The 25177-nt window shown below is 57.0% G+C and carries 20 protein-coding genes; 12 read left to right on the plus strand and 8 right to left on the minus strand.

The window, feature by feature from the left end; translation table 11 throughout:
* The first annotated feature begins 153 nt into the window (after positions 1–153).
* The 3 genes from E8D52_14705 to E8D52_14715 all read left to right on the plus strand — a co-directional run bounded on the left by E8D52_14705 (position 154) and on the right by E8D52_14715 (position 3880).
* Positions 154–915, plus strand: coding sequence for a CBS domain-containing protein (locus E8D52_14705; protein ID TKB66925.1), 762 nt, complete (start codon positions 154–156; stop codon positions 913–915).
* A 305-nt stretch (positions 916–1220) separates the two neighbouring features.
* On the plus strand, positions 1221–1841 hold the full coding sequence (locus E8D52_14710) for a tetratricopeptide repeat protein (GenBank protein TKB66926.1): 621 nt from the start codon (positions 1221–1223) through the stop codon (positions 1839–1841).
* Positions 1842–2044: 203 nt separating this feature from the next.
* On the plus strand, positions 2045–3880 hold the full coding sequence (locus tag E8D52_14715) for an ABC-F family ATP-binding cassette domain-containing protein (protein TKB66927.1): 1836 nt from the start codon (positions 2045–2047) through the stop codon (positions 3878–3880).
* 157 nt (positions 3881–4037) lie between these two features.
* On the opposite strand, the gene E8D52_14720 is transcribed toward E8D52_14715, so the two are convergent.
* Entirely contained in the window at positions 4038–4445 is a 408-nt protein-coding gene (locus E8D52_14720; protein ID TKB66928.1) for a hypothetical protein, read from the minus strand.
* A 104-nt stretch (positions 4446–4549) separates the two neighbouring features.
* Here E8D52_14720 and E8D52_14725 point away from each other — a divergent pair.
* Positions 4550–5756, plus strand: a protein-coding gene (locus tag E8D52_14725; protein TKB66929.1) for an IS3 family transposase whose coding sequence is annotated in 2 segments (ribosomal slippage) — positions 4550–4818 and positions 4817–5756 — 1209 coding nt in all. Because the reading frame shifts where the segments join, the coding sequence is not laid out codon by codon here.
* 59 nt (positions 5757–5815) lie between these two features.
* On the opposite strand, the gene E8D52_14730 is transcribed toward E8D52_14725, so the two are convergent.
* Genes E8D52_14730 through E8D52_14745 form a run of 4 tightly spaced genes read right to left on the minus strand, consistent with a single transcriptional unit; the run spans position 5816 to position 11816 of the window.
* Positions 5816–7270 (minus strand): hypothetical protein, encoded by a 1455-nt coding sequence (locus E8D52_14730; GenBank protein TKB66930.1) that lies wholly within the window; start codon positions 7268–7270, stop codon positions 5816–5818.
* A 3-nt stretch (positions 7271–7273) separates the two neighbouring features.
* A complete protein-coding gene (locus E8D52_14735; GenBank protein TKB66931.1) occupies positions 7274–8374 on the minus strand; it encodes a HEAT repeat domain-containing protein in 1101 nt (366 codons plus the stop codon).
* Between the two features lie 57 nt (positions 8375–8431).
* Positions 8432–10261, minus strand: coding sequence for a tetratricopeptide repeat protein (locus E8D52_14740; GenBank protein ID TKB66932.1), 1830 nt, complete (start codon positions 10259–10261; stop codon positions 8432–8434).
* A gap of 1 nt (position 10262) precedes the next feature.
* On the minus strand, positions 10263–11816 hold the full coding sequence (locus tag E8D52_14745) for a hypothetical protein (GenBank protein TKB66933.1): 1554 nt from the start codon (positions 11814–11816) through the stop codon (positions 10263–10265).
* Positions 11817–11898: 82 nt separating this feature from the next.
* Here E8D52_14745 and E8D52_14750 point away from each other — a divergent pair, with 82 nt between their 5' ends.
* Together E8D52_14750 and E8D52_14755 are read left to right on the plus strand one after the other, a co-directional pair.
* A complete protein-coding gene (locus E8D52_14750; GenBank protein TKB66957.1) occupies positions 11899–13326 on the plus strand; it encodes a glycosyltransferase family 2 protein in 1428 nt (475 codons plus the stop codon).
* Between the two features lie 87 nt (positions 13327–13413).
* The gene (locus E8D52_14755) at positions 13414–14271 is read left to right on the plus strand and encodes an HDOD domain-containing protein (GenBank protein ID TKB66934.1); all 858 of its coding nucleotides are present in this window, start codon (positions 13414–13416) and stop codon (positions 14269–14271) included.
* Positions 14272–14442: 171 nt separating this feature from the next.
* Here the strand turns inward: E8D52_14755 and E8D52_14760 are convergent, their stop codons facing one another.
* On the minus strand, positions 14443–15987 hold the full coding sequence (locus E8D52_14760; protein ID TKB66935.1) for an HDOD domain-containing protein: 1545 nt from the start codon (positions 15985–15987) through the stop codon (positions 14443–14445).
* Between the two features lie 536 nt (positions 15988–16523).
* Between E8D52_14760 and E8D52_14765 the strand changes: the two genes are divergently transcribed.
* Positions 16524–17048: a hypothetical protein gene (locus E8D52_14765; GenBank protein TKB66936.1), complete on the plus strand. Its 525-nt coding sequence runs from the start codon at positions 16524–16526 to the stop codon at positions 17046–17048.
* Positions 17049–17135: 87 nt separating this feature from the next.
* Positions 17136–18305 carry a trypsin-like serine protease gene (locus E8D52_14770; GenBank protein ID TKB66937.1) on the plus strand — a complete coding sequence of 390 codons (1170 nt, stop codon included), beginning with the start codon at positions 17136–17138 and terminating at the stop codon, positions 18303–18305.
* Between the two features lie 130 nt (positions 18306–18435).
* Here the strand turns inward: E8D52_14770 and E8D52_14775 are convergent, their stop codons facing one another.
* Entirely contained in the window at positions 18436–19017 is a 582-nt protein-coding gene (locus E8D52_14775; protein TKB66938.1) for a hypothetical protein, read from the minus strand.
* Positions 19018–19313: 296 nt separating this feature from the next.
* Entirely contained in the window at positions 19314–21593 is a 2280-nt protein-coding gene (locus tag E8D52_14780) for a hypothetical protein (GenBank protein ID TKB66939.1), read from the minus strand.
* Positions 21594–21657: 64 nt separating this feature from the next.
* On the opposite strand from E8D52_14780, the gene E8D52_14785 reads away from it, so the two are divergent.
* From E8D52_14785 to E8D52_14800, 4 genes are all read left to right on the plus strand, one after another.
* A complete protein-coding gene (locus tag E8D52_14785) occupies positions 21658–23382 on the plus strand; it encodes a hypothetical protein (protein ID TKB66940.1) in 1725 nt (574 codons plus the stop codon).
* A 253-nt stretch (positions 23383–23635) separates the two neighbouring features.
* On the plus strand, positions 23636–23905 hold the full coding sequence (locus E8D52_14790; GenBank protein TKB66941.1) for a putative addiction module antidote protein: 270 nt from the start codon (positions 23636–23638) through the stop codon (positions 23903–23905).
* Between the two features lie 552 nt (positions 23906–24457).
* Complete coding sequence (locus E8D52_14795) at positions 24458–24715, plus strand: type II toxin-antitoxin system Phd/YefM family antitoxin (GenBank protein ID TKB66942.1); 258 nt, start codon at positions 24458–24460, stop codon at positions 24713–24715.
* On the plus strand, positions 24703–25023 hold the full coding sequence (locus E8D52_14800) for a type II toxin-antitoxin system RelE/ParE family toxin (GenBank protein TKB66943.1): 321 nt from the start codon (positions 24703–24705) through the stop codon (positions 25021–25023). Before E8D52_14795 ends, E8D52_14800 begins: the two co-directional genes overlap by 13 nt.
* Positions 25024–25177: the final 154 nt, after the last annotated feature.

Here is a 25177-nt window from a genome sequence, read left to right on the forward strand (position 1 = left end):
TAGCCGCTTGAGTTCTAACTCCAAGCGCGACATTGGTATGGAATGATCTCGGTATGATCAACTGCGGGTGATAGGGGCCGTATCTTGCTTGCCCTTTTTTGAGCATCTTTTTCGTATAGGGTATTCTCTTGTTCACAACCGAGGAGGGATTCAATGCCGAAACGAGTTCGTACAGGGTTGACACGGAGTGATATTCTCGATCGGTATGTCGAGCGGTTTAAACAGCAGCTCGTCAAATTTCAACCCTTTCTCTCACGTAAGCGAGGGTCGGCGTCGCTTGAAGATTTCGACGAAGCGGCGGAAGAATTGATCGGCCAGGTATTCGGCGCAGCCTCGGATGAATCCGAGTCGTATTTCTATGCGAAAACAGGGGAATCGGCCATCCTGCCAGAAGAAGCCCAAGAAAGCGGAACCCATAATATCGAGCGGGAGAGTCTCCATCAGCGACGACACGTACTGGAAAGCTGCTTGGCCGATCTTGAATTGCGTCGTCGATTGCACGCCACGAGGACGGGGAAGGGAATCGAGACTGCATTTGTCAAAGACTATATGTCCCATGATGTGCGGAGCATCCATAAAGACGCGACGATCAAACAGGGCGGACAATTGTTACAGAAGCACAAGGTCGGTTCGCTAATTGTGGACGACGGGTCCCGCTATATCGGCATCATCACCGATTCCGATCTCATCCGCAGAGCGGTGGCCAAAGGGCTCGATCCCAATACGGCGACCGTCGCCAGCTGTATGAGTCGGTCGCTCATCACGATCGAGGAAGACGAGTCCTTAGCCGATGCCATGTCGCTGATGAAGAAACAGGGAATTCGCCACTTGCCCGTCACCGCCGACGCGACCATTATCGGGGTTCTTTCCGTGTCCGATCTCCTCCGTGCTTTCGAAGATCAGAGATCTACCTAGAACTTGTTCCGTACTGTGCATGAGGAATGGGCAGCGACAGACTGCCGCGTGCAGCTGCGATTCTGCCACATTCTCATTCTTCTGACGGAATCAGTCTCTGTTGAGACCTCGTTCGTTTTACGAATCGATGGGAAGCCAGTGTGTGCGGATCACTTCACTTCGTTGCAAATTCCCTACACCTTCTTCGTGTTGTTGACGGTAAGTTATTGAAATCATGAGCCTGCGATTGGATTTCTCAGGGCACCGTTCTTGCCAGAATATCTACGTAGCCCCTGTGGTATATTGCCATGCACGGAGGAGCCCGCATGCTTCAACAGATGTCTTCATCCGAGTTCTATGAACGAGGGTTGGTGCTCATGGAGTTGCGCATGTTCCATCCAGCGATCGATGATTTTCAAACAGTTGCCAAAGACGCTCGATATGCGGGGAAAGCGTATGTGCCTATGGCCCTGTGTTTAAAAGCCATTGGCCAGCAGGAAGAAGCGGTCGCGGCATTTCGACAAGCGATCATGTCGCCTATGGTCTCACCCGTCGAACAACACCATATCCTCTACCAACTGGGGCAGACGTTGGAATCGTTAGGCCGTTGGGCAGAAAGCCTTGAGGTGTACGGTTGGATCCGCAAAGGAGATCCAGGGTTTCGTGATGTGGCCCAACGGATGAAGTATATGAGTTCCGGTAAAGGCAGGCTCTATTCACGGATTCGCAATTGGTGGGGGGGGTTGGTGAACGGGGTCCGCACTCGTCGCGGAGCACTGTCTCCGCATATGCAGCCTGTCCTGGACCAGACAGGGCAATGGTCAGATTGGCCTGTGGAAATGCGCACACACCCTGACAGATCTGGAATCAGCCGTTCTTTGTCATCTGATGAGGTAGTCGGAATCTACGTTCAATCGGGCAGTCCAAGCGGAAGAATGAGCCTATAGGATAGGTTTGCACCCTGAACGTTCGTCGGCGCCTCCGGTGGCGGTGCCGCTTGGTGAGAAGACTGATCTGCGATAGTTGGGCCTCCCTCTGAACATTCCAACCACACCGGTCGATAGGCCTTATCACGAGCTGACGTGCCTCATCGGGTCGTAAACAAAAATCCCCGTTTGCCCCCCATGATCGGCTACACTGCTTACCAATTATGCCACCGGCCATGCTGCTCAGTTGTGAATCCCTAGGAAAGAGCTACGGGGTGAAGCCCTTGTTCACCGACCTGTCGCTTGGGCTCTGCGACGGCGATCATGTCGGACTGATCGGGCCCAACGGGTCCGGGAAATCTACCTTGCTCAAGATTCTGGCCGGGATTGAGGATCCGGATCGTGGTACCAGATCTGTTCGACGGCAGCTCCGGATCGGCTATGTGCCGCAAGAGCCCTCGTTTGTGGAGGGTCATTCGGTTGAAGATGCCCTGGCCCAAGTGCTGCTCGATGACGGGCTGGATCCCCATGAGCAGGGTGGGCGCATTGCCAGGGCCCTCAGTCTTGGCGGGTTTGTCCGCGCTGATCAGGCGGTGTCCACGCTGTCGGGTGGATGGAAGAAACGGCTGGCGATCGCACGGTCGCTGATGCTGGAACCAGACGTGCTGCTTCTGGACGAGCCGACCAACCATCTGGATGTTGAGGGGATTCTCTGGCTTGAAGGTCTGCTGAAGGCTGAGCCCCATGCCTTCATCGTTATCAGTCACGACCGCCGCTTCTTAGAAGCGGTCACCACGCGAGTCTGGGAATTGAACCGCCAATACCCCAATGGTCTCTTTGAGGCCAAGGGGCGGTACAGCGAGTTTTTGGAGCAGCGCGACGCCGCGTTGCAGGCGCAGGCCGACTATCAATCATCGTTAGCCAATCGAGTTCGTCGGGAAGTGGAATGGCTTCGGCGAGGGCCGAAAGCTCGTACGACCAAGGCCAAATCCAGGATTGATTCGGCTGGCCGGCTTATTGACGAACTGAATGATATGGAGTCTCGGCAATCGAAGGGGCCGGCCGGGATCGACTTCACCGCTTCTGGACGACGGTCCAAGAAATTGATCGAGGTGATCGGTCTGGGGAAGTCGTTGGGTGCGCAACTGATCATACGCAATCTGGATCTGCAACTGGGGCCGGGCGAGCGGGTTGGACTGCTGGGTCCGAATGGGAGCGGCAAGTCGACATTGCTCAAACTCCTGGCTGGCACGTTGACGCCTGATGCCGGAACCATCACCCGCGCCGACCGGCTGCGCGTGGTGACCTTCGAGCAACATCGAGAATCCTTGGACCAGCAAGCCACGTTACGGCGGGCTCTCGCTCCAGCTGGTGGCGATGCGGTCGTCTATCAAGAGCGGTCTGTGCATCTCGTGTCATGGGCCAAGCGCTTCCTCTTCAAGCCGGAGCAACTGGATTTGCCGGTCTCTCGTTTGTCTGGTGGAGAGCAGGCGCGGTTGCTCATTGCCCGGTTAATGCTTCAGCCTGCGGATGTCTTGATCCTCGACGAGCCCACGAATGATTTGGATATTCCCACGCTCGATGTGTTGGAAGACAGCCTATTGGAATTCACCGGGGCGCTCGTACTCGTGACGCACGATCGATGGCTGCTGGATCGTGTGTCTACCAGACTGCTTGCGCTAGATGGGACGGGCCGCGCCGAATGGTTCGCTGACTATGCCCAATGGGAAGCCGTACAGGGGAGAACCACCCCAGAAGACAGAAAATCTCAGAGCTCAAAAGGGAACTCCACGCAAGGGGGACGGTCCAAACGGAAAGGTTTGTCATACAAAGAACAAGGGGAATGGGACCAGATTGAGGCGAGAATCCAAGAAGCAGAGGCGACCGTCGCCGCGTGCCAGGTTAGGGCGAATGATCCGTCCATTGCCTCCTCTCCCGCCGATCTACAGGAGCGGTATACGGTACTCCATGCTGCCCAGGCCGACGTTGAACGCCTCTATGCCCGCTGGGCCGAACTGGACGCAAAACGTGCCCACGCGGTCGGCAACACGCAACCGTAATGTGAGAGAGAAACCTGCCGCGCACTAGCCAAATAGGACACGAAGCACTTCGTCACGCCGATTGATCTGGCCAAGGCTTGCCAGCTGTTTGCCCGCCTACACGTAAGGCAATGCGCATGTCGGACACCGCTTCTGTCTGCCCTGCGGCTGCTCTTCCCTAAGGCAGAACGTCAAACACTAAGCGAACGGTTCCTTGCACCGCACCAAGTACCACAAACTTCTCGCCTATCGCCTCGATTGGCGCAGGGGTCTGCTGCATTGCGAGACGCCACGTCTTCGGGATCTGCACGGTCAAGTCAACCAGCTGTTCGGATGCCATCACCGACAAGATTTTCTGTGTTCCCCGAGTCTGAACATCTACCTCGACACGATTGCGTGCAGCCCACCAGGTGCCATATTGTCCGATGGACCCGAACCAGGCAGCGTCCCGCACCGCTGCGACAAACTCCCTTTCAAAAGTCATCTTGTGACCCAGGATGTTGGGATAGATCAAGACGACGACACTTCCACCGTACCGTGCGACTTTGGCCGCGACAGCAAGGGCCTCTGGTACACGTGAGCCCATCTCGGGTAACGCTTCATCCTCGATGGTTATGGGAAACTCAAAAACTAAAGTGGACCCCAAATTCGAGACACCGGTTTAAGCTGTTGTCCTAGGAGGATAATGGCATGAGTGACGGCAAGAAGCGCACAGTGCACAGCGCGGAGTTCAAGGCGAAGGTTGGGATGGAAGCGGTGCGAGGAGTGAAGACGCTTAACGAGATTGGACAGCAGTACGGAGTCCATCCAGTGGTCGTCGGGCAGTGGAAGAAGGAGCTTATTGAGAGGGCGGCCACGTTGTTCGACCGTAAGCGCGGGCCAAAGCCAGCGGCGTATGCCGACGAAGAGCGCCTGTATGGGGAGATCGGGCGGCTGAAGATGGAGCTGGACTGGCTCAAAAAAAGTCCGGACTATGAGCGGCGACACGCGAATGGGCTGGATAGACCGAGGCGAGGTCCTGGCGATCGCGCAGCAATGCGAACTGGCCGGGGTGGCGCGAGCCACCTTCTACGGACGGCAGACGCCACGCGAGGAATCCGAGGAGGATCTGTTGCTGTGGGGCCTGATTGATGAGGAGTTCACGCGGCGACCGTTTTACGGCAGCCGGCGGATGGTCGTGTATCTGGCGCGCCAGGGGTACGCCGTCAACCGCAAGCGGGTGCAGCGGCTGATGCGCCTGATGGGCTTGGCAGGGATGGCCCCGGGACCTTCAACGAGCGTGACGCATCCTGGCCATCAAGTCTATCCCTACCTGCTACGCGGCATCGAGGTCAGCCGGCCGAATCAGGTCTGGAGCACGGACATCACCTACATCCGGCTGGCGCGCGGCTTCGTGTATCTGGTGGCGATCATCGACTGGTACTCGCGGCGGGTCCTGGCCTGGCGGATCAGCAACAGCATGGACACGTCGTTCTGCATCGACTGCCTAGAGGACGCGCTGAGCCTCGTGGGCAAGCCGGAAATCTTCAACAGTGACCAAGGCTCGCAGTTCACAAGCGCGGTGTTCACGGACGTCCTCAAGCGAGAAGGCCTCGCCATCAGCATGGATGGGCGCGGCCGCGCCCTGGATAACATCTTCGTCGAACGGCTGTGGCGCAGCGTCAAGTACGAGGAGGTGTATCTGAAGGGATACGGCACGGTCACCGAGCTGACCCTTGGCCTGGCGGAATATTTCGCGTTCTACAACGGAGAGCGCCCGCACCAGTCGCTGGACAACCGGACGCCGAACACGGTGTATGCCGATGGCCAGGGCGGTGGGGCGAGTATCCCCAATTATGTCGGCGGAAGGACAGGGCAGCGCTGCTCCGCTGCGATTGAAATGATGGGCGTAGCTTAAACTCGGATGACATCTGTCTTGACAGAGGGGGCCACTTTAGGGTCAGTGAATTTTAGCAGTCAGGAGGAGCTGTAGCGGTAGCCCGTCGCGGCGAGCGCTTGCGGCAGAGCCTTGGGATTCGACAACCCTCCGAGTCGAAATGACATGACGTTCGCCCCGCCGGACAGCTTCTCAATCAAGTACTTGCCGACGCGCAGCTCGCCGAACACCGATCCGTTTGCCGTTGTGGTTCGGGTCTTCACATAGGGCTGATATTCCGGATAGCGCTCCGTCCCTGTTCCCAGTGGAAAATAGCTGAACACCTCGGAATGTGCCACCGTATGACTGGCGAGCTCCATGCCCAACCGGTGCAGTGCTGCCATATCGTTGCTGCCTTGATCGTTTAGGAACACCTCGTCGTTAAAATCTTTGATGTATTTGGTTTGTACGAAGTAGGTTCCGACGATGCCCTGACTCTTTTCAAACTGTGCATACTGAATGGCATTGGCCATGGACGTCTGTGCATTGATGTCGTGCGTCATGATCACGGCTAGATCCCGATGGCGCGGAACCGGATGGAGCCGCACGGCATCGGGCTCACCTTCCCGATAGAGGACCGCCAGCAGCCGCAGGAACACGTCGAGCATCGGCTCGTAGCGGTTGTCATAGCTGCGAGCAAGACCTTCGTCGCGGAGATTGTGCCCTTTCAGCAGAAGATGGCCGAGATCCAGGCCGATGGCATAGGCATGACCGACTTCGTAGGATCGTCGAGTAATGGCCGCGCTGCCGTCCTCATACCGAGCCAACGGCGGCTCTTTTGTTTCGCTATATGACCAGGTGGCAATTGGAAGCACGTGTTTCGCGTGGTTGCCGAGTGGAAGAACCTGCTCGGCGGGATCAGTAAATTCTTCGAGCAGTGGTGCAGCAACGGCCAGCCGCAATTCGTAGTGGTCGCGGCCATAGCGAATCTCCTGGAATCCGAATACCTTCTCCACGCCCTCACCATAAATGTTGCTGGCGATGAGCGTGCCGCCTTTTCGTGGGTGAGCGACCACCGCTTTCAATGCGGTGGGTGGTAAGACGCGCCCTGACAATACCGGGTAGACCATGATCACGCGATGGCGCAGGGCTTCATAGGGATCGGTTGTGACTGTAAACGGCACCCCGAACGACTTGAGTCCGTGGGCCAGTCCTAGCCAGTTGGATTGTACATCGGTCACTAAGATCGCGAGACGACTCGAACCACCACCGGCATAATGGGACGGGAGCGTTGGTTCAGGTTGCGATACAAGGCTGGGTGTGGCGGGTCCTATCACGCCTGGAATGCGATAGACAGATCCAGGGGGAACGGCATAGACATCGGTCTGAATAGGAATCGGTTGGTACGCTGAGGCAGCCGTTCTCGGCGACATCGGCGTCTCGGACGGAGTTGCTACCGGCCTGCTCGGATGTCCGATCACCAACCACCAGAGGAGCATGCTGACGCCAAGTGCAACCGCCGTCATCACGCTCAATCTTCCAATGCCGCTCCACATTGCTCACTTCTCCGTGGAAACAAGGTGAATAGGACCGGTCGCGTCGGAGGTCGAGTGCTGCGCATGGCGTGCGCGGAATTTCGCTAAGACGGGAGCCAGAACTTCTTGCGCCTCAGGAGTGAGTAAGGTTTCTTGCAATCGTTCCAGGGTATTTTCCGTCATGGATTTCAAGCTTGCCAGGGCTTCCCCTGCTCGATAACGCACCCACCAGTGTTCATCATCGAATAACGCAATGAGCCGTGCTTCATCTTCCTGTGTTCCCAGTTTGCCCAATGCGGTGGCCGCTTGAACCCGAACATACCAGGCTGGGCTTGAAAGATGTGTGCGGATCACGTGCAGATCGGTCGGGTCTCGAAACTCGCCGAATACGAACAAACATGCTGCCAGCACGTCATCTGACGGAGGGTGCTCATGAAGGAACTGGCGTAATGCGGAGAGTCCACGCGGACTTTTCGTAGTTGGGAGATGGCGAATCAACCGTGGGGCGACGATGGAATCCCCCTGTCGTGCCGCCAGGACCATCGTCTCCGAGGCAAAATCAGGTCCCACCGTGCCCAGCATCGAAGCGATTTTGAGAGGGGACCAATCTTGTCGATGGCCGATGAGGGGGACTAAGAGCGGGATTGCGGCCTGCGCGTCGATACAGAGTAAGGCCTGGGCTGCCTGGAACGCCAAGAAAGAATTCGAGTGTGTCAGCAGTGCACAGACTTCGTTCCAGACGGACCGGTCTTGCAGCCGACCTAACGTCACGACTGCGAGAATCTTGCGGTGTAACAGCCGTGAGTGCAAGAGGCCTCGTGCAAATCGATCGGCGCCAACGTGCTGGGCCATACGGATCAAGTGCGTGGTGATCGCCTCGGACTTGGACTCGCTATGTTCATTCCAGAGATAGAGAAAGACGATGTGCTGGGGAGGGGTGAGTGATGGTAATCCTTCGAGGGGGGTATCGAGGCACCGTTCTAACAGCGGTTGCCAGAGCTCCGTGACGCGTTGCCGTCGGCGCTCCTTCGCATGGCGACTCATTCGGAAGAAAAGGATACCTGCCAAAAGGAGCAGGATCATGCAACTGATGGACAAGGAGATAAGGTACCAGAGTTCGAGCATGGGAACCGTTTAGCTGAGAGGACGCGAAAGACATTGCCAGCAAGATATCACGCTCGTTTACCAGTGATAGATGATGCTGAAACTCCCTCCTTGCCGTAGGGACAGAATACCGCGGTCTTCGTAATATCCAGTGGCTTCCAAGGATAATCGGTCGGCGATCGGGAGCGTGATGCCTCCTTGGATGGCGTGGCTACTCACCCGTGTCAAATCTTGAGTGGCCACGATGCGTTCTCCTGATGTTCCGAATGAGCCGGATGCAAAGAGCTGCAGGCGATTCGTGGGGCGCCAGGTCAGACGAGAGGCGAGGGTGAGCGCGCCAGTTTCTGGAACATAATAGAGCTTCTCCGTCAGCCATACATTGAACGGAAGAAAGATGGTTAGGCCTGGTATCAGAAGCTCGCTGTCACCTGTTTTGTAGGAGAGGTGTCGATAGCCTAACGAGATTTCCAGCGGTGAAAGAATAGGGTGAGCGATCCCCAGCCCTTGCGTGATCTCTCCCGCGACCGAATAATTGGGTGAAAAGTGAGGGTTGATCGTTCCCTGTGCGGCCAGATATCCCCACGCCCGCCGCCACAAGGGGCTGTACAACTCGCCCGACAGCGGCGTGTCGTGGAAGCCGAACCTGGTGATTGGCTCAACCCTGGCGATTACAGTATAGGCACCAAGAGACTTGGCCGCTTCAAAGAGGATATTCCGCTCATCCGGAATGTCTCGCGAATAGGAAAACCGACCGTAGCCCAACTTGACATAGTCTCGGTAGGGCAGGCGTAGGATGGAATCCCGTAAGCCGAGCGGTGCCTGTGGAGAAGCCTCCATTGAGGCAGTAATGGCCTTGACGCGCGCCGCACTCTCTGGATCCCCTGTCAACTGGGCCAATCGTGAATAGTGAACCAGCGCGTCCTGCGTGGCTCCGCTCCAGAACAGGGTATCGGCTAATCCACGCAATGCATCTCTATGCTCCCCATCTTGCTGGAGGACTGCCTCATACAGGCGGATCGCGGTAGGAAACTGTTTCTGCCATGAGCGTACACGGGCTAGTCCTAGTTGTACGTCGACATCGGTGGGATGACGCGTCAGGATATCTCGGTAGAGTGAACTCGCTTGCTCCAATTGCCCATCTCTGGCCAGTAGGCGCGCGAGCGCACCGTTGACTTCATCGTCTTCCGGGTGCTCTGCGAGGATCTGTCGATAGGCGGCGATGGCTGGTCCATACTCGGCATTCCGCTCCCATGCCTGTGCTCGCGCGACCGTTTCGGCTTTTCTGTCAGAGACGGGTGGTGGGACGGTTGCCGGCGACATCGGTCCTTGTTCCGCAAGTGCGCTCCGAATCGACGCTATGCGCTCCGCAACGGCCACATCGCCTGAAACGGCGTACGCTTGTTCGTAGTAGTGAAGTGCTTCCTCCGAGCGTCCCTCCCACAACAATACGTCCGCCATTCCTTGGAGCGCCTCAGGGTGGCGGGAGTTTTCTCGCAACACACCCTCGTAGAGGGGGCGCGATTCGTCCAGGTGTTTCTGCCACGATAACACCCGCGCGAGCGCGGTCCGTGTATCGAGATCAACCGGATGCCGCCGAAGAATCTCTCGATATAAGTCTGCGGCTTCGGTATAAGCGCCTTGCCATGAGAGCAGTCGAGCTAGGGCTGCTCGTGCGTCATCTTTCCCCGGCTCGCGCCGGAGCACCTCTCGGTAGAGGGGGATCGCATCGGGATACTGCTGGGCGGATTCGAGATGTTTCGCCTGTTCGAGCAGACCTTGTGTGGAAAGCGCGTCACGGGTTTGCGTCTGTGCGTTGCCAACTCCGCCAAGGGCAGACAGCGTGCAGCAGAACAGCAGCGGAATACTTGCGGTCAGGAATGGTCGTTCTACGATGGATAACGTGCGCACGTTATTCTTGCAATCCCAGGTAGCCCGGAAGATCGTGGATCAATAGTCCAGAAAAACTTGGCGAATGGATTTTGGCAAACACACGGTTGATCGCGTGGCGGACTTCGCGTTGAGTACGACCCGCAAAGGACAGGTGCTCAGGTTGGATGGTCGTGTCGTGGTGGATTCGAAACCCTATCCCGCCCTGCCCGTGCGCCTCGACGGCGGGTATGTCCCCCAACGTCAACATCCTCCGTACGGGATCAAGTATCCCATTTGCGAGGGCTGGATCATCCTCGCGTTGCAAGATGACATGCCGTTCCGGAAGGAGGCGCGTCGTTTCCATGGCCAGCCAGATCGGGATATCTTGTAGTCGACCGTAGCGCAGGGTGTCTTCGCTGATCGTCGCCAATTCTTCAACGTCTGTTCGATAGCTCATCACGGCGACCTCATCAACCCGATCTATCAGGGTAAATGCGAGCGGTCGGTTCCGATGAATTGTCGAGGTGAACCAGAATGGGATAACGACCGATAGTCGCCCACGACCGCCGAGGGTTGTTTTCACGCGCTCGATGGTGTCGAGATACCGGTCGAAGATCGTGACATCATCGGGAAAGCCCTCAAGGAGGTAGGGCTCAATGTCCAGCTGCATCCCAGGGAGGCTGCTGTTGCCGATGAGTGTGAGGAGCCGGGTGACCTTATCTGTCAGAATCGTTGGAGTGTCGATCATGTCCGGGGCTCCATCGAGCGCAAGCAACTCGATACCCGCTGCTTGTGTGGCGGGGAACAGCGCGGCATAGGCGGTCCAGACCTCATCGGGGTCTCGCATATCCGGCATTTGGAGCAACAGCCGTCGGCAGTGATGCTGCCGGCACGCGGAGAGCATGCCGGCAGGGTTGCGTATCGCGGTTCGATAATCCCAATACCAAAAGCCAACGGAGGGGCTCGGCGAAATGGACGGCGCTGGATTCATCCATGCGCATTCTTCCAGCACGACGTCCGCGTCATCCTCGACGAGCAGCTTCACCTGCGTGAGGCGTCGAAGATCGAGTTGCCGGGCAATCGGTGCGAGGGGGAACTCGACATCAAAGCGGCCGGCGACACGCCCGACCTCAGCGATGCTCTGCCGTTGATCAGCAGATTCGGCGACCAGCGTGATCAGCAAGGGGCTGGAGGTCCTTCCACGCACTCGGAGAGCGTGAAAGGACAAAGCATCCAACCTGGTATTCGAGGTCCGGAGCGACCACGTAAACTCGCAGGGAGATGTCCCCTTGCGAGTGAGGCGGACTCGGAGAGGAGGGACCATGCTGGTTTGTTGTGCCTGGCAGAGATCGATGGGGTTACCGGCGCTGGGCATCGTTGCAAGTGGTAGGTGTGGGTCGGAAGGCCGATAGGAAGAAAGCACAAAAGGATTTGCTGGTTGTCGACGGCGCACTATAATTTTGGGAACAGACTGGTCGCCGACATAGGTCAATTCGATTTCATGAATTTCAGGTGGAGGTGTCTGTCCAGGAACAACGAGTTCCTGAGACAGAGCCGAAGACGGCCAGAGGCAGAGCCCGATCAGTATTGGCATTGCCGCCGTCCACGTGATGAAGCTCATGCAGGGAAGCGCCGTACTATCAGGAACGGGCCACGATGCACCCAACGCAGAACCCATGATGCCGGAAGTCATCTTTAACATTGTTCAGTCTGGATTCTTGTTGTACTTAGCCACCCTGACCGGGGGCTACTTGGCGCTCAATACCGTGTCAATCTTCTCGCTCCGGCAGTATTTTGAGGAGCGAATGGGCGAACGATTTCCAGGTACATTTACTGGATATGAGCCGCAGATCAGCATCATTGTGCCAGCATACAATGAAGCGGCGACGATCGTGAATTCTATTCGTTCTTTGTTACAGCTGAATTATCCTGAATATGAAATTATCGTGGTCAGTGATGGCTCGACCGACAACACCATTGAAGTTCTGCGGCAAGAGTTCGGATTGAAGCCGTTTCCTGAAGCCTACGGCCACGATCTGCTGACTCAGCCGGTGCGTGCCACGTATCATTCGTCGACCTACGCGAATGTCCGTGTGATCGATAAAGAGAATGGAGGGAAGGCGGATTCCCTCAATGCCGGAATCAATCTGTCCGTGTATTCATTATTTTGTTGTATCGATGCCGACTCCATCTTGGCACAGGACAGTTTGTATCGCGTGGTCCAGCCGTTCTTGCTCGAACCCCGTACCATTGCTGCGGGCGGCACCGTTCGCGTGGCCAATGGCTGTTTCGTGGAACATGGACTCTTGAAAACAGTAGGCTTGCCATCTAGTTTTCTGGCACTGTTGCAAACGGTCGAATATTTGCGCGCATTTCTATCCGGGCGGCAGGGTTGGTCTCCGATGAATGCGATGCTGATTATTTCCGGCGCCTTTGGATTATTTCGAAAAGAAGCGGTGCTGAAAGTCGGTGGGTATCGAACCAACACGATCGGTGAAGATATGGAATTGGTGGTGCGCTTGCACCATCAGTATCGCCTGAATGGTCAGCCGTATCGCATTACGTATGTGCCGGATCCGGTCTGCTGGACTGAGGTCCCTGAGGATTTGCGAACCCTCCGGAATCAGCGCATCCGCTGGCAGCGCGGCTTATGCGATAGCCTGGCGGGTCACTTCGAGCTGTGCTGTCATCGAAAGGGCGGGACGGTCGGCTGGCTCGCCTTTCCGTTCATGGTCATTTTTGAATGGTTTGGGGTGACGTTTGAAATGCTCGGCTATTTCCTCTTGCTGGTAGGGCTTGGGTTAGGGCTGGTCTCATTGCATGTGTGGGCGGTCTGTATGTTTGTTGCTGTTGGGTTCGGCATCACGCTTTCGTTGAGTGCCCTCCTCATGGAAGAAATGACATTTCATCTGTATCAGCGCCCCTCGGATTTCTGGAAATTGCTCTGCGTCTCGGTGATTGAAAACTTCGGGTATCGGCAGTTGAACTCTTACTGGAAACTGATAGGCCTCTGGCAATGGCTCCGCGGGACCAAAGCCGAGTGGGGCAAGATGGTTCGATCGGCCTCGTGGCAATCCCAGCAGCGTCCTCCAGAAAATAGCTGATCCGTGTCTCTACAGTTCCGCGCGGTTCTCGCCGATAGGGAGTGAAGAAGCCGGGTTCTATCGACATCACGGGGAGGGTTCTCGGCCATGCCATTGGCGAGCGAACTGGTCCAGTCCTGCACCACCGTCTTCACCTTGCCGGAGATTTACTTCCGTGTACGGGATGTTGTGGACGACCCCAATTCAACCATGGACGACCTTGCCGATGTGCTCAAGATGGATCCGGCTATCTCCGCCAGGCTGCTTCGCATCGTCAATAGCCCCCGCTATGGGTTTTCGAGGCAGATCGACACGATCACCCGTGCCGCCAATCTCCTTGGCATACAGGCCATCAATGACTTGGTGACCGCGACGACCATCGGCCGGACCTTTTCCGGGATGCCTATTCAACTGATGGATGTTCCTAAGTTTTGGCGCAAGAGCGTCCTCTGTGCGTTGCTGGCTGGAAAGATTGCAAAGTCTTGCAGTATCAACGACAGCGAGCGATTTTTCGTCGAAGGCTTGCTACGCGACATCGGCCACTTCGTCCTCTACCAGACCATCCCGCAGCGGGCACAATCGGCGCTGATTGAAGCGGCCTACCTGGAGAGTTCGCTTGCCGAGGTTGAGGGGGCTAACTTCGGGTGCGATTTTGCAGAGGTCGGGGCCGAACTGGTCCGGTTCTGGGGCATGCCCGCACAGATTGAGCAGGCCATTCGCCACCAGGTGAATCCGATGGAAGCCGGCGAGTTCATTCTCCATGCCTCCATCGTTCATCTCGCCGGTGCTGTGGTGGATTATGAAGAATGTGAGCCGAACCGGCGTCGAGAGGTGGTCCTATTCGATCCGGCCGCTCTCGAGAGCACACAGTTTTTGCCGGACAACCTCCCCGCGCTGCTCAAGGAGGCCTACGAGCAACTCCAGGAGACGTTGGCGGTGATCAATCCCCACGCCATGGCTGCCTAGCTGTTCAGCACTTGCTCGGTGGTTAGAAATGGAGCTTGGCTCACCTGCTGTTTAGCCTTCACCAGCGTTAATAGAAGTACAGCATCTTCCGATTGAGTGGGTGTGCTCATCGATCCGATTCGGAAGGAAGACGGTTTCCTGTGGGGCACTCACCATCTCGTAGTCGGCACACTAGAGTATCCCGGCCAGTCTATTCAGACCGAGCGTTGCCTGGGCAAAAAACAGCTGAAATACTTGGTAGTCTTGGGGGAGCACCGGCTGGGTGCTGGTGGCTCGATCGCAGTAGATGAGCCCGATCGGTCTCGCTCCCACCCGCAACGGCGCCACGATTGCCGATGTCGGTTTCCAGCTATCGAGAAAGTCCTGCTTCAGAGTCCCGGCCATCTGATCTGAAAAGTTGGGAACGAGGAGTGGATCGACACGCTTGAGGATCGTGAGGAAAAATCGGTGCTCCCGGCTGAGCGAGCCTGAGAGGGACTGGAGGTGGGGCGCGGGAGGAGTCACGCCACATACCAGTCTTCCGACAAGGAGATCACTATCATTCTGGTTCAGAAGTGCCAGGCCTACACGATCAAATCCGGCATCCCGATGGAGGGATTGTACAAATGTTTCCAGTAAGCCGTTGAGGTCTTTCGCTGCTTGCAGCGAGTCCTGAAAGGCTTGAAGTGTTTCCAGTGGTTTGGTTCGAATGGGTGCAGCCTGGTTTGTGCTGGACGGCGGTGTAATGGCGGGCGAGTGTGGGATCAATTCGCTGAGGTCCTGCTCCTTTGATGGTGACGTGGCTTCATCGGGCGAGGCGATTGCCAGTCCCATTGAACGGATGAGTTGGTGCCCTCGATCCATAGCCCGAATCATCAAATCCGTGAACGGGCCAGAAGAGAGTCCGCTTCCGAGCTGGAGCGTCTTCTTGGCTTTCTCAATGGAGGTCTGCGGGGCGGGGCTGGTCAGCACCTCAACCAGGCGAATGGAGCCGACGACGATACCTCGGTAGGTGTGGAGTTCGCTTTGCCAATGCTCCATCGGCTGTTCTTCCGGATGACGAAAGAGCTCGATCAGATCCTCCGGTAGCTTCCACATGTGGGCCAATGCTTGGGCCAAGGTCAATCGTGGCACACCGATGAGGCGTGTCTCTTGAAGCACGCATTCCGACGGGCGCTTGGTTGTCTTGGAAATAGCCTGGAGAGCAAGAAAGAGGTCAGGGTCTTGGTAGGCAATGGCCAAGTCTCCGATCGAATAGAGGAGGGCACCGGTAAACAACTGCCCAGGCTGTGGGTAGCCAATAGCCATGCCTAGTTCGTTGGCATAGGTCGCGGAGATCAGGGACTTGGCGATCAAGGTTCGAAACTCCTGTTGGCGAACCGGCCAGTGTTGCAGTTGTTCGACAAGATGTGCCGCAGCCACGAGAGACCGAACCGTGTCGAGCCCGAGCCAACTGACGGCGTGTGGGACCGACACAATCGTCTGCTGCGGGCTGTAGGCGATGCTATTTGCCACTTGCAGAACTTTGCATGTCAACCCATGGTCTCGGCTGATCACCTGGGCGAGATTCACGGCGTTGGACTGAGGACCCATATGGGTCAAGATTTGCTGACAGGTCAATTGCAAGATAGGAAGACAGTGGCTGGATTCGTCCAAGAGCGGTCTGAGTTTTTGATGGAGACGAGGGCGGATTGAATCGATGAAGGCCGATTCCATGGCCGTGCTTGATGAAGTCATAAGGGAGTTCCTGGTTGTGGGGCAGAAGCTCTATCGGTCAGAATCCTACCAAGCTTAAGAATCCAAAATTATAGAGTAAAGGAGTGAGCGGTCGTGTATGCAGTGAAAAAGTAGAGTGGGGACTAACCAGCGACCGGGAAGTCACAGCCGCTGGTTAGATCGTCCAGAATAGTCTTCTGACTTCGTTGCGCACCTCTGCCGGATTTTCACAAGTTATTCCAGTGAGCGGTCTTCCAGGAAGATCACCTGCTCCCGAGCGCGGAAGAACTGTTGGTAGGGCATGGGGGCCGCGACGGTCCGAAGGTAACACTGAGCGCTGGCTTGCACGACGTAACATCCGGTGGCTGATCGACGCAAGAATAGCATCATGAGATGCGCATATAAGTTTGATACATGAGTATTGGACATTGACGAGCCAGTGATGCAGATACTATAAGTCAGTTAGCTTCATGACTGACTGCGCGCACGGGATGATGTTCTTGGGCCTCTGAGTCTGTCTCGCCCCCATCACCTGAAAAGCTCTTAAGGGTAGGCGTATGTGGATATATGTCCAGCCGGTGCTGTCACCATGCTTGGGTTGGTTGCTGAGTCTGGCGCTTCCCATAGGACTGTCCGCCTGTGGACCAGCACTATCCGACCCCGCGCCGGGTGTGGAATCTCACGCAAGTCTGAACGGGGCGTCCACGGCGAATCCCGCGCAGCAAGATAGTCCGTCATCCCGCAACGACCTTACGAAGCCGGTGACGCCTCTCGCGTCAGTTCAGGAGTCGGTCGCGGACCAGAGAAAAGATCCGGCGCTTCGGCCAGATCGGTCACTCCTGTCTGACCGTACCAGCCAGTCGGTGGATGCTTCAGAGCAACCTGGCATCCTTCCCATGATGAATGTGTGGACGCCGGATGGAATGCCCCTGTCCGTCGTGGTCCCCGAAGACCCAATCGACGACGCGAGCCTCGACGACGATGCGAATACCGAACGTCGGAACTGGGATATCGCGCATGAGACGGAACAGTTGGAAGACGAAAAAGAGCAAGAAGAGAGATTCGATGAGCGGAAAGAATGAGGAGTGGGAACCGCATACTCGTCAATTCACAACGATTCACGGTATCGGTGGGCAAGTCACTAGCTAAACAATCGAGGAGGACTGTTCATGAGAATACGAAGCGCACTCGTCAGGGTCATGCCGGCTCTGTTGGTCATTGTGTGTATGCAGAGTGGCAGCACGGAGGCACAGGAAAATACGGAGACACGGCTCAGCGCGGCAGTCAACGTGGCCGCGCCCCTGACATTCCAGCTCGGCAAAGAGACCACCGAGGCGCAGGCGGCAGAGACCCTTTCTTATTGGACCCCAGAACGTTTAGCCAACGCTCAACCGATGCTTCCACTGGCGAATCCGAACGCGGTCGCTCCTGAGGCGGCTGCACAGGCGAGCGGGACGCCTGTTTCCCTTCCTGGGAAGCGACCCACCGCACCGGCCAGCGCTGATTCTGCCACGCGTCTCTACGACCCGGCACAGGTCAAGATTCAGGTCGAAGCCGGCGATATCGAGTCACAGGCCGCTGGGTCGTACAAGGCCCACTTCACCAGTGCGCGGGTCAATCCACCTGCCTTGGAGACCATCTTTCCAAACCGCACGGTCGGCAAACTGTTTTTCACCGATAATACGGGGGAAAGGTTTGTCTGCTCGGCCTCAGTGATTCGGCAGAGGATTGTGCTCACAGCGGGCCACTGTGTTCATAAGGGGAGCGGCGGATCCGCTGGGTTTCACCGCAACTTCCTGTTCGTTCCAGCGTTCAGAGACGGGGCTGCGCCTCTTGGAACCTTCACGCCTCGCCGTGTGGGCACCACATCCCAGTGGCTCGCTTCCAATGGTCTGGTCCCCAATGCGGCGGATTTCGGGATGTTCGAAATTAACGACAGGGCTGGAAAGAGAATCGGTGCGATCACCGGGACCTTGGGCTTCCGGACCCTCAGTCTCCTCCCAAACCACACGACGAAGCTTGGGTATCCGTGTAACATCGATGCATGCCAGAAAATGCAGCAGGTGACGTCGCAAAGCTTTCGGGCCACCAGCCCCAATAATGTTGAATACGGATCGAATGCCCGAGGTGGCTCGAGCGGCGGCCCTTGGGTGATGAACTATGGCATTCAGGGCAAAGGTGGGCTGACGAGTAATCTGAATGCGGTTGTCGGAGTGAGCTCATATGGGTACATCGAGACGGCTCCGAAGGTCCAGGGCAGCTCGATCCCTGACAGCCGAGCCGGTGGGTTCATTCCTCTTCTTAATACGATGTGCGCCGCGAGAGCTGGCAACTGCTGAAATCCTGAAGATGGCAGTGGCGGGTGCGATAGCCGCACCCGCCATCCGTGCAGGCAAGTTCCCGCCGCATGTACAGATTATGAAGATCGTTGACTGGTGCCCCGTTGACTCGCGAGGCATTCCGTCCCATTTAGGGCGTCATGATCAGGCGAAACGACGCGAGCATTTTCTCGTTCTCTGGACCAAGGGGGATGAGACCGTACACGTACTGGTCGGTTGCGAAATAGAGGAACTCGTTGGGCGCAAGCTGCTGCCGGAGTGCGACTCTCACCCCTTCGCGTGCCCCTGGCAGTTGAACGGCAGTAATCTCGCTGCCGGGAGGCAGCAGGCCGAAGGAGTTGAGCCAATCACGCAGCGAGCGTCCCGACGGTATCGGGAATACCTGGATAGTCAACATGGGCGGTTCAAGATCCGCAAACTGGCCGGCTGCGATGTGCTTTTGTTGAAAGCGTACGCGCTGGACCGCCGCCGGCTGGTTGGGTGTTGGGAGGGTGATTTCCTTGAGAATCACGTACCCTTTGGGATATTCGATTGCAAAGCCATAGACGGGGTCGGTGTGCATCTGCCAGCCCTTCGTCTGGATGACAGGCGACGTTCCCGTCGGCCTGTCGAGTTGCCGCGCGGCACTCTCACAATTGGCCAAGACCACACTCGCGACAATCACATGGGAAAGCCATCTGACTCGAAACAGGATTGGTGCATTGTTCACCATCTAGGTCCCTGTCCGTCCTCCGCCTCTGTATGCATTCGATGAATCACGATAGCAAGTCGTCCATCGAATACCAGAACGTGGAGCAACACTGGCTCCACGTTAGCTTGCGCTGAGCTGGCCGAGGCTGTCAATGTTTCCCTCTTCCTCTTTCCAGGGTTGTCGCGCGGGAAGGGTTGAGTAAAGGGCGTCAGGTCGTTCGATGACGTGGTGCTGGTTGACGGCGTGGCAAGCGTTACCGCATCGCTGCGTCTGTCCACAATCCGGCCTAAAACTCCCCATTCACCCCGTTGATTGGGTTACAGACGTCCGAATGTTCGTTCGAAGAACTCTTTGGTGAGTGTCATATGTTGCCCGATATCCGTGTGTAGATGGCGTGCGCCGGCTTGCCAGTCATCGGTGGTATAGCCCACGCGGCGGGCGAGGAAGATGAACTCGTCGGAGTCGGTTGGGGGAAGGACTCGATCTTTGGCGTTGCCACGGACCATACGAAGGCCGTCAATGAGCATGCGGATAAAGAAGTAGGCCTTGCGGAGCGTCTCGCCGTCTTGCCTCGTGACGAGGCCACACTCGACGAGGGTCTCCAGCGCCTGCATGGTGTTGGGGGTGCGCAGGACAGGGAGTCGATGGCCGTGCAGGATTTGGAGGTACTGCATGGCATACTCGATATCGACGATACCGCCCGGGCTATGCTTCAAGTTGACGGTGCCGAGCTCCACTAGCTGCTTGAGTTGCTGTCGGCGCAACGCGAGGGCTTCGGGGATATTCCAGGGTTTTCCGCTATAGACGTAGTGATCGCGATGGGCTTCGACGCGCTTGCCAAGGGCCGCATCGCCCGCCACATGCCGCAGTTTGATCAATGACTGGCGCTCGAATGGCGCGGCCAGGCCATGGTCACTGTAATAGTTGGTGATCTCGTCAAAGGGATTGGTCAGAGAGCCTTTTCCGCCGTGAGGACGGAGACGCACGTCGAGATGAAAGATGCCTTCCTGTTTGGCCTCGATCCATTGTAAGAGTTCCGCCCCCAGCCGCTCAAAGTATTCGCTGTTGTCGATCGGCTGCTTGCCACCGGTGCGGCCGGCGTCCCCATACACGAACATCACTTCAATATCAGAGGCGTAGCCGAGTTCCTTGCCACCGAACTTGCCCAAGCCCAGCACAGTGAAGGGACAGGGTTTTTTATTGCCCAAGCGTGGTGGGCCATGCACCGTACTCAGTTTGGCGTGGCAATCTTTCAGACTCCGATCGAGGATAACTTCGGCCAGTTGGGTCAATGCAGCTGAAAAATCAGGCAGCGCTGTGTCTGGCTCAACGATGTGCTTCATATCGATGCGGAACAGTTCACGGTCCTTGAAGCTGTTTAGCGCGGCCTTCCGGGCCTCGTCGGTTTTGGCTTTACTCACAAGGCGATCGAGTTCCTTGCGAAGCGTGGCTTTGGGGGTCATGAGGGGCGCATCGCGATAATCTTGCAGGAGCGGCAGCAGGTTGCTGTGTTGGCGGCGCAGAAAGTCTTCCCAGAGAAAATCGCTGGCCCCGAGCAGACGGGCGAGCAGGGGGAAGGTTTTCTTGTCGCTGAGAAACGCCAAGGCTTCTTGCTGGGCTTTCCCTTTCGTTTGCTGCATGGTCAGGTCAAGAAACTGGTCAAAGGCCTCCAAGGCTTTGGTTGGGTCAGGAGCCCAGGTCAGGGCATGGGTGAATTGCTTGATGAGCACGGCCGTCAGGCGCAGCTGCTGCTGATCGGTTGCATCGGTCAGCTTCTGGCCATGGCGGTTGCGGACAGAGAAGCGATCGTGAATCTTCCCTTCCTCAACGTCGAACTGCGCTTTGGAAATGTACACGTTGCGCATGGCCAGGGCGTTGGCGAAGGCGTACAAAAAAGCCGGGGTATCGTCCGACCGGATATCCATGACCGTGTCGGTCGGAGATTGGTTGTTGTCGAATGTGATCTGGACTGGATGGAGGAGACCGCTGAAAGAACCGCGGCGCTTGCCGAGCTGTTCGACCAGCCGTCGATTCACGGCACAGCGGGCCTCTGTAAATTGCCCTTTATCGAGCAATGTGATGACTGAGTGGAGCGCATCCGTCAGGTGTTTCTGTTGAATGTCACCCAATTCCACTCCTGGTACCGGCAGCACGCGGAACACATCGACAATTTTTTTCCTGGTCAGCCCTGGACTGCCCGTGGCGCGGACGCGCGGTCCGTATCCTGCCCAACTTGTGCGAGCGGGTGGCGCAGCCGCGGTTTCCCCAAACGTATAGATATCTCCTTCTTCGATGTTCAGGCCGAACGCAGAGAGCAGGCCGCAAATCGTGGCGAATTCAGAGAAGTAATCATAGGCCACGATCGTGACCTCAAACCGTGTGTCTTGCTGCTCGGCAAAGGCCATTGCGCAGGGGCGTTCCGGGGTGAGCTGAGCCGTCGAACGGATATGAGCGGCAATCGCCAGAGGTTTGAATCTCCTAAAATATTCTGGGTCCATGCGGCTGAAAAAATCATCAAGGATTTCAGGCGCAACATCAGGACACAGGGGACGAACTGTGCTGAGCAGCGCGGTACGATTGGGAGCACTAGTGGACATGGACTTCAGTATACCCGAATGGTTTCATTGTGCGTAGAGGAACCCGTGCGTATAATGCCGCTCCATGCCTCGAAGAACTCCCACACCCCACTCGTCGCCTTTCCCCTCGTTGACTGAAGGTCGTCCCGATAAGCCGGATCCCAAGCCTATCCTGCTGGGGGAGAAGCGAAATGCTGAGGGCACCCGGGTGATTTTGTCCGCCTATGGCCTGCGTGATCTCGATCGAGCAGACCGTAATCTCGATGCCATGGCCGGTGACCCGATCCAACGCCGGCAGCTCGCCGACATCCTGCCGCTGTTGATGGAATCGATTGCCCGAACGGCCGATCCCGACCAGGCGTTGAACCACTGGGAGCGCATGTTGACGGGCGTATCCCGAACCGCATTTCTCGACTACTTGCGCACGTGGCCGCGCATGCTCGATCTTCTCTGTGTGATCTTTGGCAACAGCAATGCCTTGACCTTTACGCTCATTCGAGACCCAACCGTGGTGTACTGGCTGGCTGAGGAGGATGTCCTCGCGCGACCTCCGACGCGGAAGGGGATGGAGCGCGCGCTGTACGCAAGCATCGGGCATCTCACCTCGAAAGAATCGAAGCTGGATGCGCTGCGCCGATTCCAACGGCGAGAGATGTTGCGGATTGGTGTGCGGGATCTCCTCCGCCTCTCGACGGTGCCGGAGACAACCGGCTCGTTGTCGGATTTGGCCTGCCTCCTGATTCATGCGGCCTACGAGGTTGTCGACGCCGATCTCCATCAGCAATATGGCATTCCCATGCATCAGAATCGGCAACGACGGTGGGTGGAGACCAAGTTCGTCGTGATGGGGATGGGCAAGCTCGGTGGACATGAACTGAATTACAGTTCCGATGTGGACCTGATCTACCTCTATGAGTCCCACGATGGAGAGACCAGAGCGCCGAGAGGGAGGCGTGCCGTGATCCCAGCCGGCGTCGGCATTTCCAATGAAGAATATTTTGAGATTCTCGCCCGTGAGCTCACCAGAGTGTTGGTCGAACCCACCAGAGAAGGCTACGTCTTTCGAGTCGATCTGCGGTTGCGGGCCGAGGGTTCTGTTGGCCAGTTGGCTCGCTCGCTGGTCGAGTATCGGAAATATTATGCGACACGCGGACAGGTCTGGGAGCGGTTAGCGTTGCTCAAAGCGTGGCCAGTCGCCGGTTCCCATGATGTCGGGCAGGCGTTTCTGAAGCTGGTGAAGTCGTTTGTCTTGGGGACCGGGGATAAAATGGATCGCAACAAGGCGCTGACGATTGTGCAAGACGTCCGCGCCGTCAAGGACATGATCGATGCAAAAATGACGGACCGTGGTCACGCACAACGCAACGTCAAGCTGGGGACCGGCGGGATTCGAGAGATTGAGTTTTTCGTGCAGACTGTTCAAGTCTTGGCCGGACGAACGGTGCCGGCGCTATTGGACCGGAGCACCCTCGCTTCGCTGAACCGGCTGGCCAAGAAAAAACTGCTCTCGACCGAAGACCGCGATGCGCTGGCCGCCGCGTATCTCTTCCTGCGCGATGTCGAACATAAATTGCAGATGGTCGATGATCTCCAGACCCATTCGCTTCCCGAACGCTCGGAAGAGTTGGAGCGCTGTGCGGTCCGGATGGGGTACGGTGCACAGGATCGGATGAAGGCAGCCACATTGTTTCATGTCGATCATCAGCGCCATACCGAGATGGTCCACCGCACCTTCCGGTCGTTTTTTGTCGAGCCAATGACCTCGCCTGTTTTTAAAGCCACGCTTCGTTCGATCAGTAGTTCGAAGTAGACGAGCTTGTTCTGAGAGGGGAGATGACTGGGAGAGTCGGGGGGCGTTACTCTGACATCTTGTGTGTGTGCTAGCCTGCCGGGTGGGATTGGCCCACCCTCGGTGATGATCACAAGGCCCGCGCCAAAATTCGGGTGAGATTGGATCGAGGGATCAAGACACACAGCCGGACGATATTGAAATAGCCCAGCGGTATTGGACTGACTACAGGAGGCGTCTATGAGAAAGAGGCACGGCCTACCAAACAGATCTTATTGAAAGCCTGCGAGATGCGCGGGAAGCTGAAGAGTATTTGAATGCCGCGCTCAAAGAGGATGATCCAGAATTGTTTTTGCGGGCATTGCGAAATGTTGCGGAGGCCCAGGGAGGAGTTGCGTCGCTCGCCGAGAAAACAAAGCTGAATCAAGAAAGTCTGTATCGCATGCTCTCGGAACGCGGCAATCCTGAATTCCGAATCCTTGAGGCCCTCCTCCATGCGTTGGGCTTTCGGCACGCGGTTGCCGTCAATCGCGAGCCGGCATGAGCAGATCGACTCGTGGGCGGATTGTATTCCGCCACCATGACCTATGGCGCAGGCTCCCATGCTCTCTAGGTCGGATGTGATGTAAAGAAAGTTTGAGCGCCAAGGGGCTGGGAATCTGTGCGCTACGAAGGCACCCATCGGTGTAAGAATGGACGCGATGCTTCACCTCATGATGAGGGGAGGCGATCGAGGTCGGTGCGCCGGGGCAGACATCACACTGCGGCACGCGGCGTCGATCAAGAGTCGTCGTCGTGAGCGTGATTCAGACATGGCGAAGGAACGGAGGAACCTGTCGCTCTGATGCAACGGGAGACGCGCAAGCGGGAAACCCCCGCAAGCGCCTGAGCACCGAGGCGGGGCGCAAGGACGCGCGAAACAAAGGGGTCCCGTTTCTTTTCAACAACGGGCTGATTTGGATGTCATCACGAGGTTGCGGCTAAACAAGACGCTCCAGCCGGCACGAAGCGTCGTCTCAACGGCCCTGCGACCGCCGCTGAGCCGGTGGGTCTCAAAACGCTTGCATTGCATACAGTGATACTTTAGTATCACTGTATGCGAACGGAACTTGTCACCACCCTGAAGCGCCAAGCTACGGAACTCTTGTCCGATCTGGAACGGAGCAAGGAGCCCATTCTCATTACCCAGCATGGGGTACCTAGCGCCTATCTCGTGGATGTTGAAACCTATGAGACCTTGCAACGCCGGATGAGCCTGCTGGAAGGCATCGCCCGCGGGGAACGCGCTCTTGAGGAAGGGCGCACCGTGAGCCACGCCCAGGCGAAGCAGCGCATGGCCCGATGGCTGAAGTAATCTGGACGGAACCGGCGCTGAACGATCTGGATGCCATCGCCGACTACATCGCGTTGGACAATCCCGAAGCAGCAAGGCGCCTTGTACGGAAGATATTTCGCCATGTGGGGCAATTGGCCGATTACCCCAGGAGCGGTTCAAAGCCACCGGAGCTGAAGGGATGGCGCTACAGACAGATTGTCGAAGCTCCCTGCCGCGTCTTCTATCGACAAGAAGGCCCCCGCGTGTTCATTTTGTACGTCATGCGCAGCCAGCGCCTGCTTCGGCCAGACAGGCTTTCCACCCGGAGCAAGAAACTGCCGGAGTGAGGTCCTGCAGATCGTCATCCGCTGGTTGACCCGCGTAGCGCGGCCCAACCAGCGGCTGCAGCGGACCTCCACCAGTGAGGAATCCCGTATCATCTTCTAAGAGCCTGTTCAAAATCTTTTGAGGAGTAGGACGAGGAAAGCGAGAACGGCCATA

The organism is Nitrospira sp. (genome assembly GCA_005116745.1).
Taxonomy (GTDB): Bacteria; Nitrospirota; Nitrospiria; order Nitrospirales; family Nitrospiraceae; genus Nitrospira_D.